The organism is Psychroflexus planctonicus (genome assembly GCF_014640195.1).
Lineage (GTDB): Bacteria > Bacteroidota > Bacteroidia > Flavobacteriales > Flavobacteriaceae > Psychroflexus > Psychroflexus planctonicus.
In genome coordinates this window covers 233867-246762 of record NZ_BMGM01000004.1, presented here as the reverse complement: position 1 = coordinate 246762, position 12896 = coordinate 233867, and the positions used below count along the sequence as shown (strand labels likewise).

15 protein-coding genes and 1 tRNA gene are annotated in these 12896 nt (G+C 32.4%); 12 read left to right on the top strand and 4 right to left on the bottom strand.

Annotated elements, in window-relative coordinates; translation table 11 throughout:
- Positions 1-16: 16 nt before the first annotated feature.
- The 4 genes from IEV72_RS06015 to panB all read left to right on the top strand — a co-directional run bounded on the left by IEV72_RS06015 (position 17) and on the right by panB (position 4124).
- Complete coding sequence (locus IEV72_RS06015; RefSeq protein WP_188458191.1) at positions 17-928, top strand: glycosyltransferase family 2 protein; 912 nt, start codon at positions 17-19, stop codon at positions 926-928.
- Positions 921-1859 (top strand): glycosyltransferase family 2 protein, encoded by a 939-nt coding sequence (locus IEV72_RS06010; RefSeq protein ID WP_188458190.1) that lies wholly within the window; start codon positions 921-923, stop codon positions 1857-1859. Before IEV72_RS06015 ends, IEV72_RS06010 begins: the two co-directional genes overlap by 8 nt.
- Before the next feature lie 70 nt (positions 1860-1929).
- Positions 1930-3195, top strand: a complete 1266-nt coding sequence (locus tag IEV72_RS06005) for a mechanosensitive ion channel family protein (protein ID WP_188458189.1) — start codon at positions 1930-1932, stop codon at positions 3193-3195.
- Positions 3196-3305: 110 nt separating this feature from the next.
- Complete coding sequence (gene panB, locus IEV72_RS06000) at positions 3306-4124, top strand: 3-methyl-2-oxobutanoate hydroxymethyltransferase (RefSeq protein WP_188458188.1); 819 nt, start codon at positions 3306-3308, stop codon at positions 4122-4124.
- Positions 4125-4313: 189 nt separating this feature from the next.
- Here the strand turns inward: panB and IEV72_RS05995 are convergent, their stop codons facing one another.
- The 3 genes from IEV72_RS05995 to IEV72_RS05985 are packed head-to-tail and all read right to left on the bottom strand — an operon-like array spanning position 4314 to position 5556.
- The gene (locus IEV72_RS05995; protein ID WP_188458187.1) at positions 4314-4562 is read right to left on the bottom strand and encodes a DUF6952 family protein; all 249 of its coding nucleotides are present in this window, start codon (positions 4560-4562) and stop codon (positions 4314-4316) included.
- Positions 4543-4857: a thioredoxin family protein gene (locus tag IEV72_RS05990; RefSeq protein ID WP_188458186.1), complete on the bottom strand. Its 315-nt coding sequence runs from the start codon at positions 4855-4857 to the stop codon at positions 4543-4545. The genes IEV72_RS05995 and IEV72_RS05990 overlap by 20 nt, the downstream gene beginning before the upstream one ends.
- A 60-nt stretch (positions 4858-4917) precedes the next feature.
- Complete coding sequence (locus IEV72_RS05985) at positions 4918-5556, bottom strand: peroxiredoxin (protein ID WP_188458185.1); 639 nt, start codon at positions 5554-5556, stop codon at positions 4918-4920.
- A gap of 277 nt (positions 5557-5833) precedes the next feature.
- Between IEV72_RS05985 and IEV72_RS05980 the strand changes: the two genes are divergently transcribed.
- From IEV72_RS05980 to IEV72_RS05970, 3 genes are all read left to right on the top strand, one after another.
- Positions 5834-7453 (top strand): family 16 glycosylhydrolase, encoded by a 1620-nt coding sequence (locus IEV72_RS05980; protein ID WP_188458184.1) that lies wholly within the window; start codon positions 5834-5836, stop codon positions 7451-7453.
- Positions 7454-7576: 123 nt separating this feature from the next.
- The gene (locus IEV72_RS05975; RefSeq protein WP_188458183.1) at positions 7577-7879 is read left to right on the top strand and encodes a nucleotidyltransferase domain-containing protein; all 303 of its coding nucleotides are present in this window, start codon (positions 7577-7579) and stop codon (positions 7877-7879) included.
- Positions 7869-8210: a HepT-like ribonuclease domain-containing protein gene (locus tag IEV72_RS05970; RefSeq protein ID WP_188458182.1), complete on the top strand. Its 342-nt coding sequence runs from the start codon at positions 7869-7871 to the stop codon at positions 8208-8210. The genes IEV72_RS05975 and IEV72_RS05970 overlap by 11 nt, the downstream gene beginning before the upstream one ends.
- Before the next feature lie 597 nt (positions 8211-8807).
- On the opposite strand, the gene IEV72_RS05965 is transcribed toward IEV72_RS05970, so the two are convergent.
- Positions 8808-8880: transfer RNA gene (locus IEV72_RS05965), tRNA-Gly, on the bottom strand.
- 132 nt (positions 8881-9012) lie between these two features.
- Between IEV72_RS05965 and IEV72_RS05960 the strand changes: the two genes are divergently transcribed.
- The 5 genes from IEV72_RS05960 (at position 9013) to IEV72_RS05940 (ending at position 12887) form a co-directional block, all read left to right on the top strand.
- A complete protein-coding gene (locus tag IEV72_RS05960; protein WP_188458181.1) occupies positions 9013-9567 on the top strand; it encodes a ClpP family protease in 555 nt (184 codons plus the stop codon).
- Between the two features lies 1 nt (position 9568).
- Positions 9569-10006 (top strand): GNAT family N-acetyltransferase, encoded by a 438-nt coding sequence (locus tag IEV72_RS05955; protein ID WP_188458180.1) that lies wholly within the window; start codon positions 9569-9571, stop codon positions 10004-10006.
- The gene (locus tag IEV72_RS05950; RefSeq protein WP_188458179.1) at positions 9999-10739 is read left to right on the top strand and encodes a M15 family metallopeptidase; all 741 of its coding nucleotides are present in this window, start codon (positions 9999-10001) and stop codon (positions 10737-10739) included. The genes IEV72_RS05955 and IEV72_RS05950 overlap by 8 nt, the downstream gene beginning before the upstream one ends.
- Before the next feature lie 73 nt (positions 10740-10812).
- Positions 10813-12330: a 2,3-bisphosphoglycerate-independent phosphoglycerate mutase gene (gene gpmI, locus IEV72_RS05945; RefSeq protein WP_188458178.1), complete on the top strand. Its 1518-nt coding sequence runs from the start codon at positions 10813-10815 to the stop codon at positions 12328-12330.
- Complete coding sequence (locus IEV72_RS05940; protein WP_188458177.1) at positions 12327-12887, top strand: thioredoxin family protein; 561 nt, start codon at positions 12327-12329, stop codon at positions 12885-12887. Before gpmI ends, IEV72_RS05940 begins: the two co-directional genes overlap by 4 nt.
- Positions 12888-12896 lie beyond the last annotated feature (9 nt).

Below are 12896 nucleotides of genomic sequence, written 5' to 3'. Positions count from 1 at the left end.
TAGTAAAAATCTGAAATTGTTAAGCATACTCATACCTAATTTCAACGATCAATGCCAAAATTTGGTTTACAGCTTAGTAGATGAAATTGAAAAACTAAATGCTCAAATTGAAATTATTATTGGCGATGATGCTTCTACTCTAGCACATATAACTGAAACTTACACAAAATTTGAAGAATTCACCAATGTTCATATTATACAAAACCAAAGCAATTTAGGCAGGGAAAAAACGCGAATAAAATTGGCTGATGAAGCCAAAAATAACTGGTTGCTTTTTCTAGATGCGGACGTATTTCCTCAGCAAAAAAACTATATTAGCAACTACGTTGAAGCAATTCAGAAAAATAACGAATTAGATGTAATTTTTGGTGGAATTGCGTATCAAGAAAAGCCTAAAGACAAGAATTATCTACTCCGATGGAAATATGGGAAAGCCAGAGAAGAACAAAATTTAATAGCCCGAACAGAAAATAAATATAGAAGTTTGGTAACTGGAGCAATTTGTATTAAAAAATCAGTTTTTTTAAAGCACAGCACCGTTTTAGAACACATTTACGGTTTAGATATTTTATTGGCTTACCAATTGAAGAAAGCAAATGCAAATGTACTTCACATCAATAATCCAGTATTTCATTTGGGTTTAGAAACCAATTCCGTTTTTCTTTCCAAAACCAAAGATGCTTGGAAAAGCTTGATTTTGTTAGAAGATAAAAATTTAATTTCAAAAGATTTTAGACCCATCCAAAAAGCCTATTTAAAACTAAAAAAGTTAAGATTGCTTAATTTATGTAAATGGCTTTACAAACTTTTTCACGTTATTTTATGTAAACAAATTACAGGAAAATCACCCAGCCTTTTTTGGTTTGACGTATACCGAATGCTCTATTTTTGTTATTTAAAGGAACTCAAATCAATTGAAAATGAGTAAGCTAAATCCTTTTTTTTCAGTGGTTATTCCTTTGCATAATAAAGCAAATTTTATTGAAGCTTGCGTAGAGAGCGTTCTTCAACAAGATTTTAAAAACTTTGAATTGATTATTGTCGATGATGGATCGACAGATGATTCTATTGAAAAAATAAACAATTTCAAAGACAATAGAGTTGTTTTAGAACAGCAACAAAACAAAGGTGCTGCCTATGCTAGAAATCGCGGTGTAGAAATTGCAACAAGCCATTGGATTGCCTTTTTAGATGCAGATGATTTTTGGAAAGAAAATCATTTAAGCGAGTTTTATAAAGCTGTGCAATTATTTCCTGACGAAGTTGTTTTTTCTTCTAAACCTAGCATAATTAAAGAACATAATAAAACAACTACTGCTCAATATAGTTTTGAATTGGATTCCAAAATGAAGCCTCTGTCGTATTTTGAAAATAGCACAAAACACAGCTTGCTAATTACTTCTGGAATGCTTATTAAAAAAGATTTTTTTAAGCAAATTGGCGGATTTAACGAAGCTATTTATTCAGGACAGGATACCGATTTATTCATTAGAATTGGGCTTCAAAAAAAAATAGTTTTCAATCCCAAATCAACTTTCACCTACTATGTATCTTCAGAAAATAACATTTCCAAAACACCCCGATTTAAAGAAAGGTTGACGTTTATAAATGCATATCAACATCAAGCTGAAAAAAATCCTGCTCTACAAAAATACTTAGACCTAAACCGGTTTTCGATTGTGTTGAGAGCAAAAATGCATGGCGACTCTACTTGGAAAGTTGCACAGCAAGAACTTAATGAAAATAGTTTATCTAAAAAACAGTTGTTTTTATTGAAATTGCCAGGTGGTTTATTAAAAGTCTTAAAAAGCATTCAACAAAAATTATTGCAGTTTGGAGTAGAAAAATCTGCTTTTTAATAAAAATATACTTCTTCAGGTATTCGCTTAATATCAAACTAACTTTGCTATTTTTGAAAAAAATCTTTAAATGGAAACCAAAGTACTAACGCGCTATTTTTATCGCTTATTTAAAGAAGAATTTGAGCTTCAAGAGCAACTAGCTATTTATTTAAATTTGTTGATTAATGTTGTAGTAACATTACTTTTGGCATATGTTATTTATAAAGTACTCAGGGTTTTTTCTGAAAATGTAGTCCACCGACTTGCTTCAAAATCTAAAACACAATTCGATGATTTTCTAGTAAAAAACAAAACCTTTTTACACCTATCTAATTTACTAACCGTAAATTTTATATCCTTCCTAATCCCTTTTATACTAGTAGATTTTCCAAGCTTTGAAGTCTACGCTGAAAAATTAGTTGGATTACTAACCGTAGTTTTTGTAATTACCTTATTAAGAAGCATTTTACTCACATTTAAGGATTTCTTAAAAACCATAGAATCGCTTAAAGACAAGCCTGTTGAAAGTTACATACAGGTATTTATGATTGTTGTTTGGTTAATTGGAATTGTAATTATATTCAGCATAATCACCGATCGTTCGTTAACTAAATTATTTACGGGCTTAGGTGCACTTTCTGCGGTTTTGCTTTTGGTATTTAAAGATACCATTTTGGGTTTTGTAGCCAGTATTCAAGTTTCTGTGAACGATACTGTAAGACTTGGCGATTGGATTACAATGGAAAAATATGGTGCAGATGGAGATGTTTTTGAAATTAATTTAGCTTCGGTTAAAGTCCGAAATTTTGACAATACCATAACTACAATTCCAACTTATTATTTGATTTCAGATTCGTTTAAAAACTGGCGTGGGATGAGTCAATCTGGTGGAAGAAGAATTAAACGTGCCGTTTTAATTAAAGCTAGTTCAATTCAATTTTTAAATCCTGATGAAATAAGTGAATTTAAAAATATACAATTGATATCAGATTATGTAAACAAACGTTCTTCTGAAATCAATTCGCATAATGAACGCCTAAACGCAGACAAGTCTGTATTGATTAACGGAAGAAATCTAACCAATTTTGGTTTGTTTAGGAAATATGTAGACGAATATTTAAAACAAAATCCAGCTGTTAACAAAGATATGATGGTCATGAGCCGTCAGTTAGCTCCTACTCCAAACGGAATTCCCTTAGAGATTTATGCTTTTAGCCAAGATAAAATTTGGAAAAATTACGAACACATTATGGCCGATATTTTTGATCATATTTTAGCCAGTATTCCTTATTTTAAATTAGAAGTTTTTGAGTATCCAACCGGAAAAGACTTACACATCAAATTAAAAAAATAATCTATAACAAAGCTTCAAGGTAAATAACAAATTGAATTGATTACGATAGAGCCAGCGCTTTAATTTTCAATTCGTCTTAAAATCCTACCTTTGTCAAAAAACAATATAACATGTCTGTAGCCAAGAAACAATATAAAAGAATTACCGTAAAATCTTTAGTAGATATGAAAGCGAATAACGAACGCATATCGATGCTAACTTCGTACGATTTTACCATGGCCAAAATAGTGGACCAAGCCGGAATAGATGTAATTTTAGTTGGCGATTCTGCATCTAATGTAATGGCAGGACATGAAACTACTTTGCCCATTACTTTAGACCATATGATTTATCATGCAACAAATGTTGTACGAGCCATAAACCGTTCTTTAGTAGTAGTAGATTTACCTTTTGGAAGCTACCAAAGTGACCCCAAAGAAGCTCTGCGTTCTGCAATTAGAATAATGAAAGAAAGCGGAGCTCATGCAGTAAAATTAGAAGGCGGTAGTGAAATTAAAGATTCTATAAAACGAATTTTAAAAGCAGGAATTCCTGTGATGGGACATTTGGGTTTAACGCCGCAATCTATTTACAAATTTGGAACCTACACCGTCCGAGCAAAGGAAGAAGCCGAAGCAGAAAAACTTAAAGAAGACGCTTTATTACTAGAAAAATTAGGCTGTTTTGCATTGGTGTTAGAAAAAGTGCCTGCCAAACTTGCCGAAGAAGTAGCTAAAAGCATTAGCATTCCTGTTATTGGGATTGGCGCTGGAAATGGTGTTGATGGACAAGTCTTAGTAATTCATGATATGCTGGGCATGGATCATGAATTTAATCCGCGTTTTTTAAGACGTTATGCAGACTTAAACACTATTATGACCAAAGCCATCCAAGATTACAATAAAGATGTAAAGTCTGGAGATTTTCCAAATGAAAATGAGCAGTATTAACTTGCCAATTATTTTTTAAAATTACCAAAACAAAAAAGGCTATAACTTAAACTAAGTTATAGCCTTTTTTATATAAAAGCCCTTATAATTCAATTGTTATTGTAAACACTCAACCTAAAACAATCATGAAAAATAGGAAACAATCGAAATTATAAAGGCTAATCTAATAATATTAAATTGTGGTTTTGGCTACTGATCTATAGAACCTAACACGCGTTTTGCAAAGGTATTTGCTGCATCTTTTTCAGACATGCCTTCTTGTATCAGTTTATCCATTTCAACAGCACCTGCTAAATTTGTAATTAGCTCACCTACTACATCCATTTCATTCTCTTTAACAGAACGATGTTCGCAAAAAGACTCTAAAACTTCCATAGTATGATTTAGCTTTTCAACATCATTGTTTTTCTGCAAATGTTTAATTACTGGTAACTTCATCTACTAATTCTTTTAAAGATTCAAATTTATTTGTCTGTACTTGATTTTTAAATTCTCCATTTTCAAAAATGGCAAAAGTGGGTAAATTGTTCACGTTTGCTAATTTTCTAGATTCTGGATTTTTTTCAGCATCGATTAATATAAATGGAATTGTCTCATTTTCACCAGCCAATTTTTTAAATTTTGGCTTCATTAATCTACAATTTCCACACCAACTTGCAGCATATTGTACTACTACTTTATCGTTGCTATCTACTACTTCTTTTAAAGTATCTTCTTTTAATTCTTGGAACATAATTTTCAATTTAAAATTGTTGCTCATGCAAGCGCAAACTTGCATGAACTCTTTTTTATTTTATTTAGTTGCTAAGTAAGATGCAACTCCTTTGCGGTCTGCTTTCATAGCATCTTTTCCTTCTTCCCAGTTTGCTGGACATACTTCACCGTGTTTTTGAACGTGAGTGTAAGCATCGATCATTCTTATAAATTCTTGAACGTTTCTTCCCACTGGCATAAAGTTTATACCTTCGTGAAATACCAAACCATCTTCATCTATTAAGTAAGTAGCTCTGTAAGTTACATTATCACCATCTACTAGATAATCTCCTGTTTCATCATCGTAACGCTCGTTGGTAATATCAAGAATTCCTAATTTTCTACTTAAATTTCTATTGCTATCAGCAAGAATTGGATACGTTACACCTTCAATACCACCATCATCTTTAGGAGTATTTAACCAAGCAAAATGAACTTCTGGAGTGTCGCAAGATGCACCAATTACAATTACACCACGCTTCTCTAATTCTGCTTTTGCTTCTTCAAATGCATGTAACTCTGTTGGACACACATAAGTAAAATCTTTTGGATACCAAAACAACAATACTTTCTTGTTGTTTTTCTTTGCTTCTTCTAATACATTAATTTTGAAAGTATCGCCCATTTCATTCATGGCGTCTACTGTTAAATCTGGAAAGGTTTTACCTACAATTGACATAGTTTATTGTTTTAAATTATTAGTTGCAAAAATAGCTAATAGATAAGATTGAGATGCTAATAAATTCTTATCATTTTTTATAAAGCTATAAGCTTTTACTATTTAATATATTTTAACAATTGATATTGCTTATCAACTAAGATCAGTGTATAGATTAATCAACTACACTATTCTAGGCTTTAAGGATAAAAACCCTACATCACTACAACACAACAATAGTTTAAGAGTATTGATTTGCGACAAATAAGACAAACCTTTATATTCGGAAAAAAAATTCATGAACAAGATTATAATTTTATTAGTTAGTTTACTACTATCCATTTCAATTAATGCACAATTATTAGAAGACAATTTTGATGGAAACAGCACAATTTCAAGTTGGATAGGTGATGATTGCGAGATTATAGAACCCATTTTAAATCCATATCAAGAATCAATCAATTTATCAGAAAATGTAATGAGCTACCACGATACTGGTGGAAGTTACGCCAATGTATATTTTGACTCTTCAGAAAATATTAATTTAGGAAGCAATACAACTTTTACCATAAAGATATATGTTCCTTCAGATGAAATTACTGGAAATCAACCCAATCAAATTTCACTTAAGCTACAAAATAACCAAATTAATGCTCCGTGGTCTACTCAGACTGAAATAGTTAAACCATTGGTTTTAGATGAATGGCAGGAAATTATTTTCGATTTTGCAAATGATTCTTACATCAATTTGAATTCAGACTCACCTAACCCATTAAGTAGAAATGATTTTAACCGAGTTTTACTTCAAATAAATGGAGAAAATAACAATGATGAAGTCTTAGCTTATATCGATGATTTTTATTTTGAAGGAGAAGAGTCTGATGATGAAAATCCAGTAGATGATCCGGTTTATGATGAATTGGTTTGGTCTGATGAATTTGATACTGACGGAGCGATAGATTCCGAAAAATGGCATCATCAAACTGTTTTACCAAATGGAAACTCTTGGTTTAATGGTGAAGTTCAGCATTACACAGACAGAACCGATAATTCTTATGTAAGTGACGGAGAATTGCATATAGTTGCAAAAAGTGAAACTTTTACAGACCAAGGAATTACTAAAGACTACACATCTGCCAGACTGAATTCTAAATTTGCTTTTACTTATGGTCGCGTAGAAGTTGAAGTAAAATTACCTACAGGAGTTGGAACTTGGCCAGCAATTTGGATGTTAGGCAAAAACATAGAAGAGTTAGGAACCTATTGGGATAATGAAGGATTTGGCACCACGTCTTGGCCAGCATGCGGAGAGATTGATATTATGGAACATTGGGGAAGTAACCAAAATTTTGTTCAAAGTGCAATGCACACACCGTCTAGCTTTGGCGGAACAATTAATCACGGTGGACAAGTTATTCCAACCGCTTCAACAGATTACCATGTTTACGCCTTAGACTGGTATCCTGACCGTATGGTTTTTAGTGTAGACGATGAAGTACATTATGTATATGAACCTGATGTACAAGACGAAAACACATGGCCATTTGACGAAGACCAATTTTTGCTTTTAAACATTGCCATTCAACCCAGCATTGTTCCTGAATTTACTGAAAGTAGTATGGATATTAAATACGTTCGTGTTTACCAAGAAAGTAGTTTAAGCAGCATAGATGTTGAAAAAGAAAACGAGCTTAGAATAGCTCCAAATCCTGCTGAAAATTCAACCAAAATTCACGCTTCATCTGAAGCCCTTGGAACTAAATTAGAAGTTTACAATATGCAAGGCAGAAAAATAAGCGAACTTAAATTAAATAGTCAAGAAACCACAATTAATACCAGTAACTGGTCTGCAGGTGTGTATTTGATAAAAGAAGCTAATACTAAAAGTATGCAGACTTACAAGCTTATAAAGATATAGGTTGTTTCTTTTTCTTCAGTAACCATCGCAAAATAACCTTTGCTGTTATTATAAAAAAGCTGTGGCTAATATTGAAAAAAAATCAAAGAATGAGTTGAACTAAAATTTGAGTATTTTTGTTGTATGAAAATATCTGAAAAAAATATTAATCGAATTAAGAAACTTTGTAAACAATACAAAGTAAAGACTTTTTCCGCTTTTGGCTCTGTTACTCGTGATGATTTTAAAGATGATTCTGATATTGACTTCGTTGTTGATTTTGATGAAACAGATCCTTTTAAATACACAGACTTATATTTTCAACTCAAAGAGAGTTTAGAAAAATTATTTCAGCAACAAATTGACTTAATTGAAGAACGTGGAATAAAAAATCAATTTTTCAGAAAAGAGCTTGATAGCACAAAAATTCTGATTTATGGACAATAGAATTAATGCTTGGTTTGAAGACATAATTAAATCTATTGATGAAATATTTGAGTTTTTACCCGAAAAAAGAAATTTCTTTGAGTATCAAAAAGACTTAAAAACAAAAAAAGCAGTTGAAAGAAATATTGAAATAATCGGAGAAGCAATAAACCGAATATTTAAACACAAAGAATCTAATTTTCAAATAAACACCGCTCAAAAGATAATCGGAACTCCAAATAGAATCGCTCACGAATATGATAGCATTTCTGACGAAGTTATTTGGACAATAATAGTTCGAGAACTACCTGAATTGAAAAAAGAGATCCAGATCATGATGGGAAAGCACTAGCAACATAGACACACAACAAAAATGACTAAATTTTTGATGAAAGGAGAGTTTTGTGTATTTATAATGTGAAGGCTTAACCTGCCTTTGCCAGCCTTTAGATAAACAAAGTGAAAAGTTTCGCTTTTTAGGTTGTCACTTTCGTTATGCGCTAGACGCAAAGTAAGTAAACAGAAATATCGCTATCAAAAACAAACAAATTTCGCGTCTCGCTTTAGTTCGTGCGGAAATGACAGATTCAATTGCAGTACAATTTCAATACGTTGAGCGGGAGACTGGATTTACCCTGATTTCTCGAGCATAAACTTCTCACCCGGCAAGTATTTTCAGACTTCTTCAATAAAAAAACCATACTCATTTTCAAGTAAGGTTTTGTTGAGCGGGAGACCGGGTTTACCCGATTTCTCGAGAATAAACTTCTCACCCGGCAAGTATTTTCAGACTTCTTCAATAAAAAAACCTTACTCGTTTTCAAGTAAGGTTTCGTTGAGCGGGAGACCGGGTTTACTCGATTTCTCGAGCATATACTTCTCACCCGGCAAATATTTTCAAACTTCTTCAATAAAAAAACCTTACTCATTTTCAAGTAAGGTTTCGTTGAGCGGGAGACCGGGTTCGAACCGGCGACATTCAGCTTGGAAGGCTGACGCTCTACCAACTGAGCTACTCCCGCAATTATTGCAAATATAAAATTAATTCAGAAAAAAAAGCAACAAAAGTTTTTGTTAATTGTAAAGCAATCTAAACTTCAAATCTCTAATTAAATGTAACTTTACGGCCATTAAAACAATTTAAAACATCGAGAATGAGTTCAAAAAAAGGAAAAGTTGAAGATTTAATTGAACAAAAATTTTTAGAACATAGAACCGTTTTTTTAAACGGACAAGTAGATGGAAAATCTGCAAAACATGTAATAGATCGATTACTGTACTTAGATATGGAAAACCATGATGAAATTAAGTTCTTCATTAACAGTCCAGGTGGCTATGTTACAGACGGTTTTGCCATTTACGATACAATTCAGTCCTTGAAAAGTCCAGTTAGTACAATTTGTAGCGGTCTTGCCGCATCAATGGGTTCTATTTTACTTTCTGCTGGAAAAAAAGGGAGACGTTTTATACAACCACTTGCAAAAGTTATGATTCACCAACCTATGGGTGGCGCACAAGGTCAGGCTTCTAATATTGAAATTCAAGCTAAAGAAATTTTAAAAACAAAAGAGTTAAGTGCGAAAATTTTAGCTGAAAACTGTGGACAAAAATTCGAAAAAGTAATGGACGATTTCAAAAGAGATTATTGGATGGATGCAGATGAATCTATTGCATACGGAATTGTAGACGATCATTTTAAGAATATGTAAAATGACTATTAAACAAATTTCAGTAGCAGAGACCATCCCAATTCGGCATGCTGTTTTACGCAAAAACAAACCTATTGAAACTTGTTATTTTACAGGAGATTATCTAGAAAGCACCTTTCATTTAGGTGTTTTTTTAGATAATAATTTAGCTGGAATTTGCACTTTAGTGAACAATGAAAAAGTGATCGTGCAAAAATTATATGCCTATCAATTACGTGGAATGGCAATTCTAGATCAATTTCAAGGAAATAAACTTGGAAAATCGCTAATGGAATTTTTACCCGAATTTTTAAAGACAAACAAAATATTAAATATCTGGTGTAATGCGAGAGTAAGCGCTGTAGATTTTTACCAGAAATTCGGTTTTAAAGCTTATGGGGAACCTTTTGAAATTCCTTATGTTGGACCACACCAGTTGATGTTGAAAAGTTATGAATAGAAGAAAGTTTGCATTATATCTAGGGAAGTCAATTTTAGCTATTCATTTCCTACCACGGCTAATTCCCTACTCAACTAAATCTAAAAAAGATTTTTTAATGGGAAAAAGTAAGCTTTCACAATTCACAAAACTTGGCGATCATTATTTAGAAAATGAAACCGCTGCTCAGTTTCAATTAATGAAAAAAGCAACTAGAAAAGATGGCATTCAAATACAATTGATATCTGCTTTTAGAAGTTTCACCAGGCAAAAAGAAATTTTTGAAGCAAAGTTTTTAAAGCTTCAACAAACCAACTTAAGTGAAATGGAAACCATCCGCCAAATTACACAATATTCTTCAATACCAGGAACTTCTAGACACCATTGGGGAACCGACATCGATCTGATTGAAAAAAGAAGTACAAACCATAAAGTTGAAGATGTTTTACAACCAAATCATTTCAAAAAAGAAGGAATATTTTCGAATTTACACCTTTGGATGCAAGAAAATGCTGCTTCATTCGGATTTTACTTAACCTACACAAATAATCAGGAAAGAACTGGTTATGAATATGAACCTTGGCATTATAGCTATATACCCAAAGCAAAAGTATACTTACAAGAATACCTTGAACTAAATATGGCTAAAAAATTAAATTCAGAAAAAATAAAAGGCTTAGAAAACATGGACGTAAATTTCTTTGAAAAGTACATTTCTGATTATGTTGAAGGCATAAATTCTAGTTTAAGATAAAAAAGCTTCTTAAAGATAAAGGATAAAAAAGATTAGATTGATTATTTTAGCACATTACAAATAAATATTAGCGATGAGTAAGAAAGTAATATTAACCATTTTAGACGGTTGGGGAATTTCTCCAGACCAAAAAACTTCTGCTGTAGATCAGGCCAAAACTCCGGTGATGGACGCTTTATATAAAAAGTATCCAAATGCAAAGCTTAGAACAGATGGATTGCATGTAGGTTTACCAGAAGGACAAATGGGAAATAGCGAAGTAGGACATATGAACTTAGGCGCTGGCAGAATTGTTTACCAAGATTTGGTAAAAATAAACATAGCTGTAGAAAAAGACACCTTAAAAGAAGAACCCGTTTTACAACAAGCCTTTCAGTATGCTAAAGAAAAAGACAAGTCGGTTCATTTTTTAGGTTTGGTTAGTGATGGCGGAGTACACTCGCATATCAATCATTTGAAAGGTTTAGTTAAAGCTGCTGAAGACTACGGAATTACTAAAAAATATGTCCATGCATTTACCGATGGCCGTGATGTAGACCCTAATTCAGCTAAAGGATTTATTGAAGATTTATTACCTTATTTTAAGCAAAATCAAACAAAGTTAGCAACTATTATAGGTAGGTATTTTGCCATGGACAGAGATAAACGCTGGGAACGCGTTAATAAAGCCTACCAATTACTGGTTAATGGTAAAGGCGCTTCCACCGAAAATCCATTAGAAGCTATTCAAGAAAGTTACGACAACAAGGTAACAGATGAATTTATCGAACCAATTGTAATAACAGAAAACAACAAGCCAGTTGCTAAAATTAGTGAAGGAGATGTAGTTGTGTTTTTTAATTTTAGAACAGACCGTGGTCGCCAGCTAACTCAAGCTTTAAGTCAACAAGATTTTCCAGAGTTTGACATGCACACTCTACCTTTATACTACGTTACTATGACGAAGTATGATGATACTTTTAAAAACATCAATGTAGTTTATAAAAAAGAAAATATAAAAGCCACTCTAGGCGAAGTTTTAGAAGCCAAAGGAAAAACACAACTTCGAGCTGCAGAAACAGAAAAATATCCACATGTAACTTTCTTTTTTTCTGGCGGCCGAGAAGAAGCTTTCCGTGGAGAAAAAAGACTCATGGTAAATTCTCCTAAAGTAGCTACATACGATTTACAACCTGAAATGAGCGCTTTTGAATTGAAAGACAAACTGATTTCAGAAATTGAAGACCAATCTTCAGATTTCATGTGTATTAATTTTGCTAATCCAGACATGGTTGGCCATACAGGAGTTTTTGAAGCTGCTGTAAAAGCATGTGAAACAGTAGATACCTGTCTTGGAGAATTAATTGAAAAAGCCGAAGCCAACAATTATAGTATGATTGTAATTGCAGATCACGGAAACTCAGAAACCATGATTAATCCTGATGGAAGCGCAAACACAGCTCATACTACTAATCCAGTTCCTATAATTTTAGTAGACAAAGAAATTAAAACCATAAAAAATGGTATTTTAGGCGACATTGCTCCTACAATATTAAAATTGATGGAAATTGAACAGCCAGAATTAATGACCCAAAAATCCCTTGTAGATTGAAAAAGTTAAGAAAATATTTTAGCATTACCTTGCTAATAGCTGGTCTATCTTTCATTTATGCGAATGAATGCCAACCCAGTTTACAAGATGAAAATTCGCTAGAAGAACAAGAAACAATTCTTTTAGGTGAACTGAAATTAAGTGATATTGAAGATTTTGAATGGTACAAAGAAAATTTCAATTCTTATAAACCAGACATAAGTATTGTAGAATCCATTTCAAAAAAAGCAAAAAACAGAGATTTAAAAATTGAAATTTATTTTGGCACTTGGTGTCCTGATAGCCAACGCGAAGTTCCTAGGTTAATTAAACTCTTAGAAATAAGCAATTTCAACATGAATAATGTAAAGTTAATTGGCTTAGACAGAGACAAAATTGTACCCAACTTAACTGAAAAAAAAGCTAAAGAATTAGATATACAAATGGTACCTACCTTTGTATTTTACGAAGACAATACATACTTAAATCGGTTTGTAGAATTTGCCGTAAAAACCTTAGAAGACGATGTATTATCTATTCTTTCAGATGAAGATTACCAACACAGCTACAAGTTTTAAACTAATATA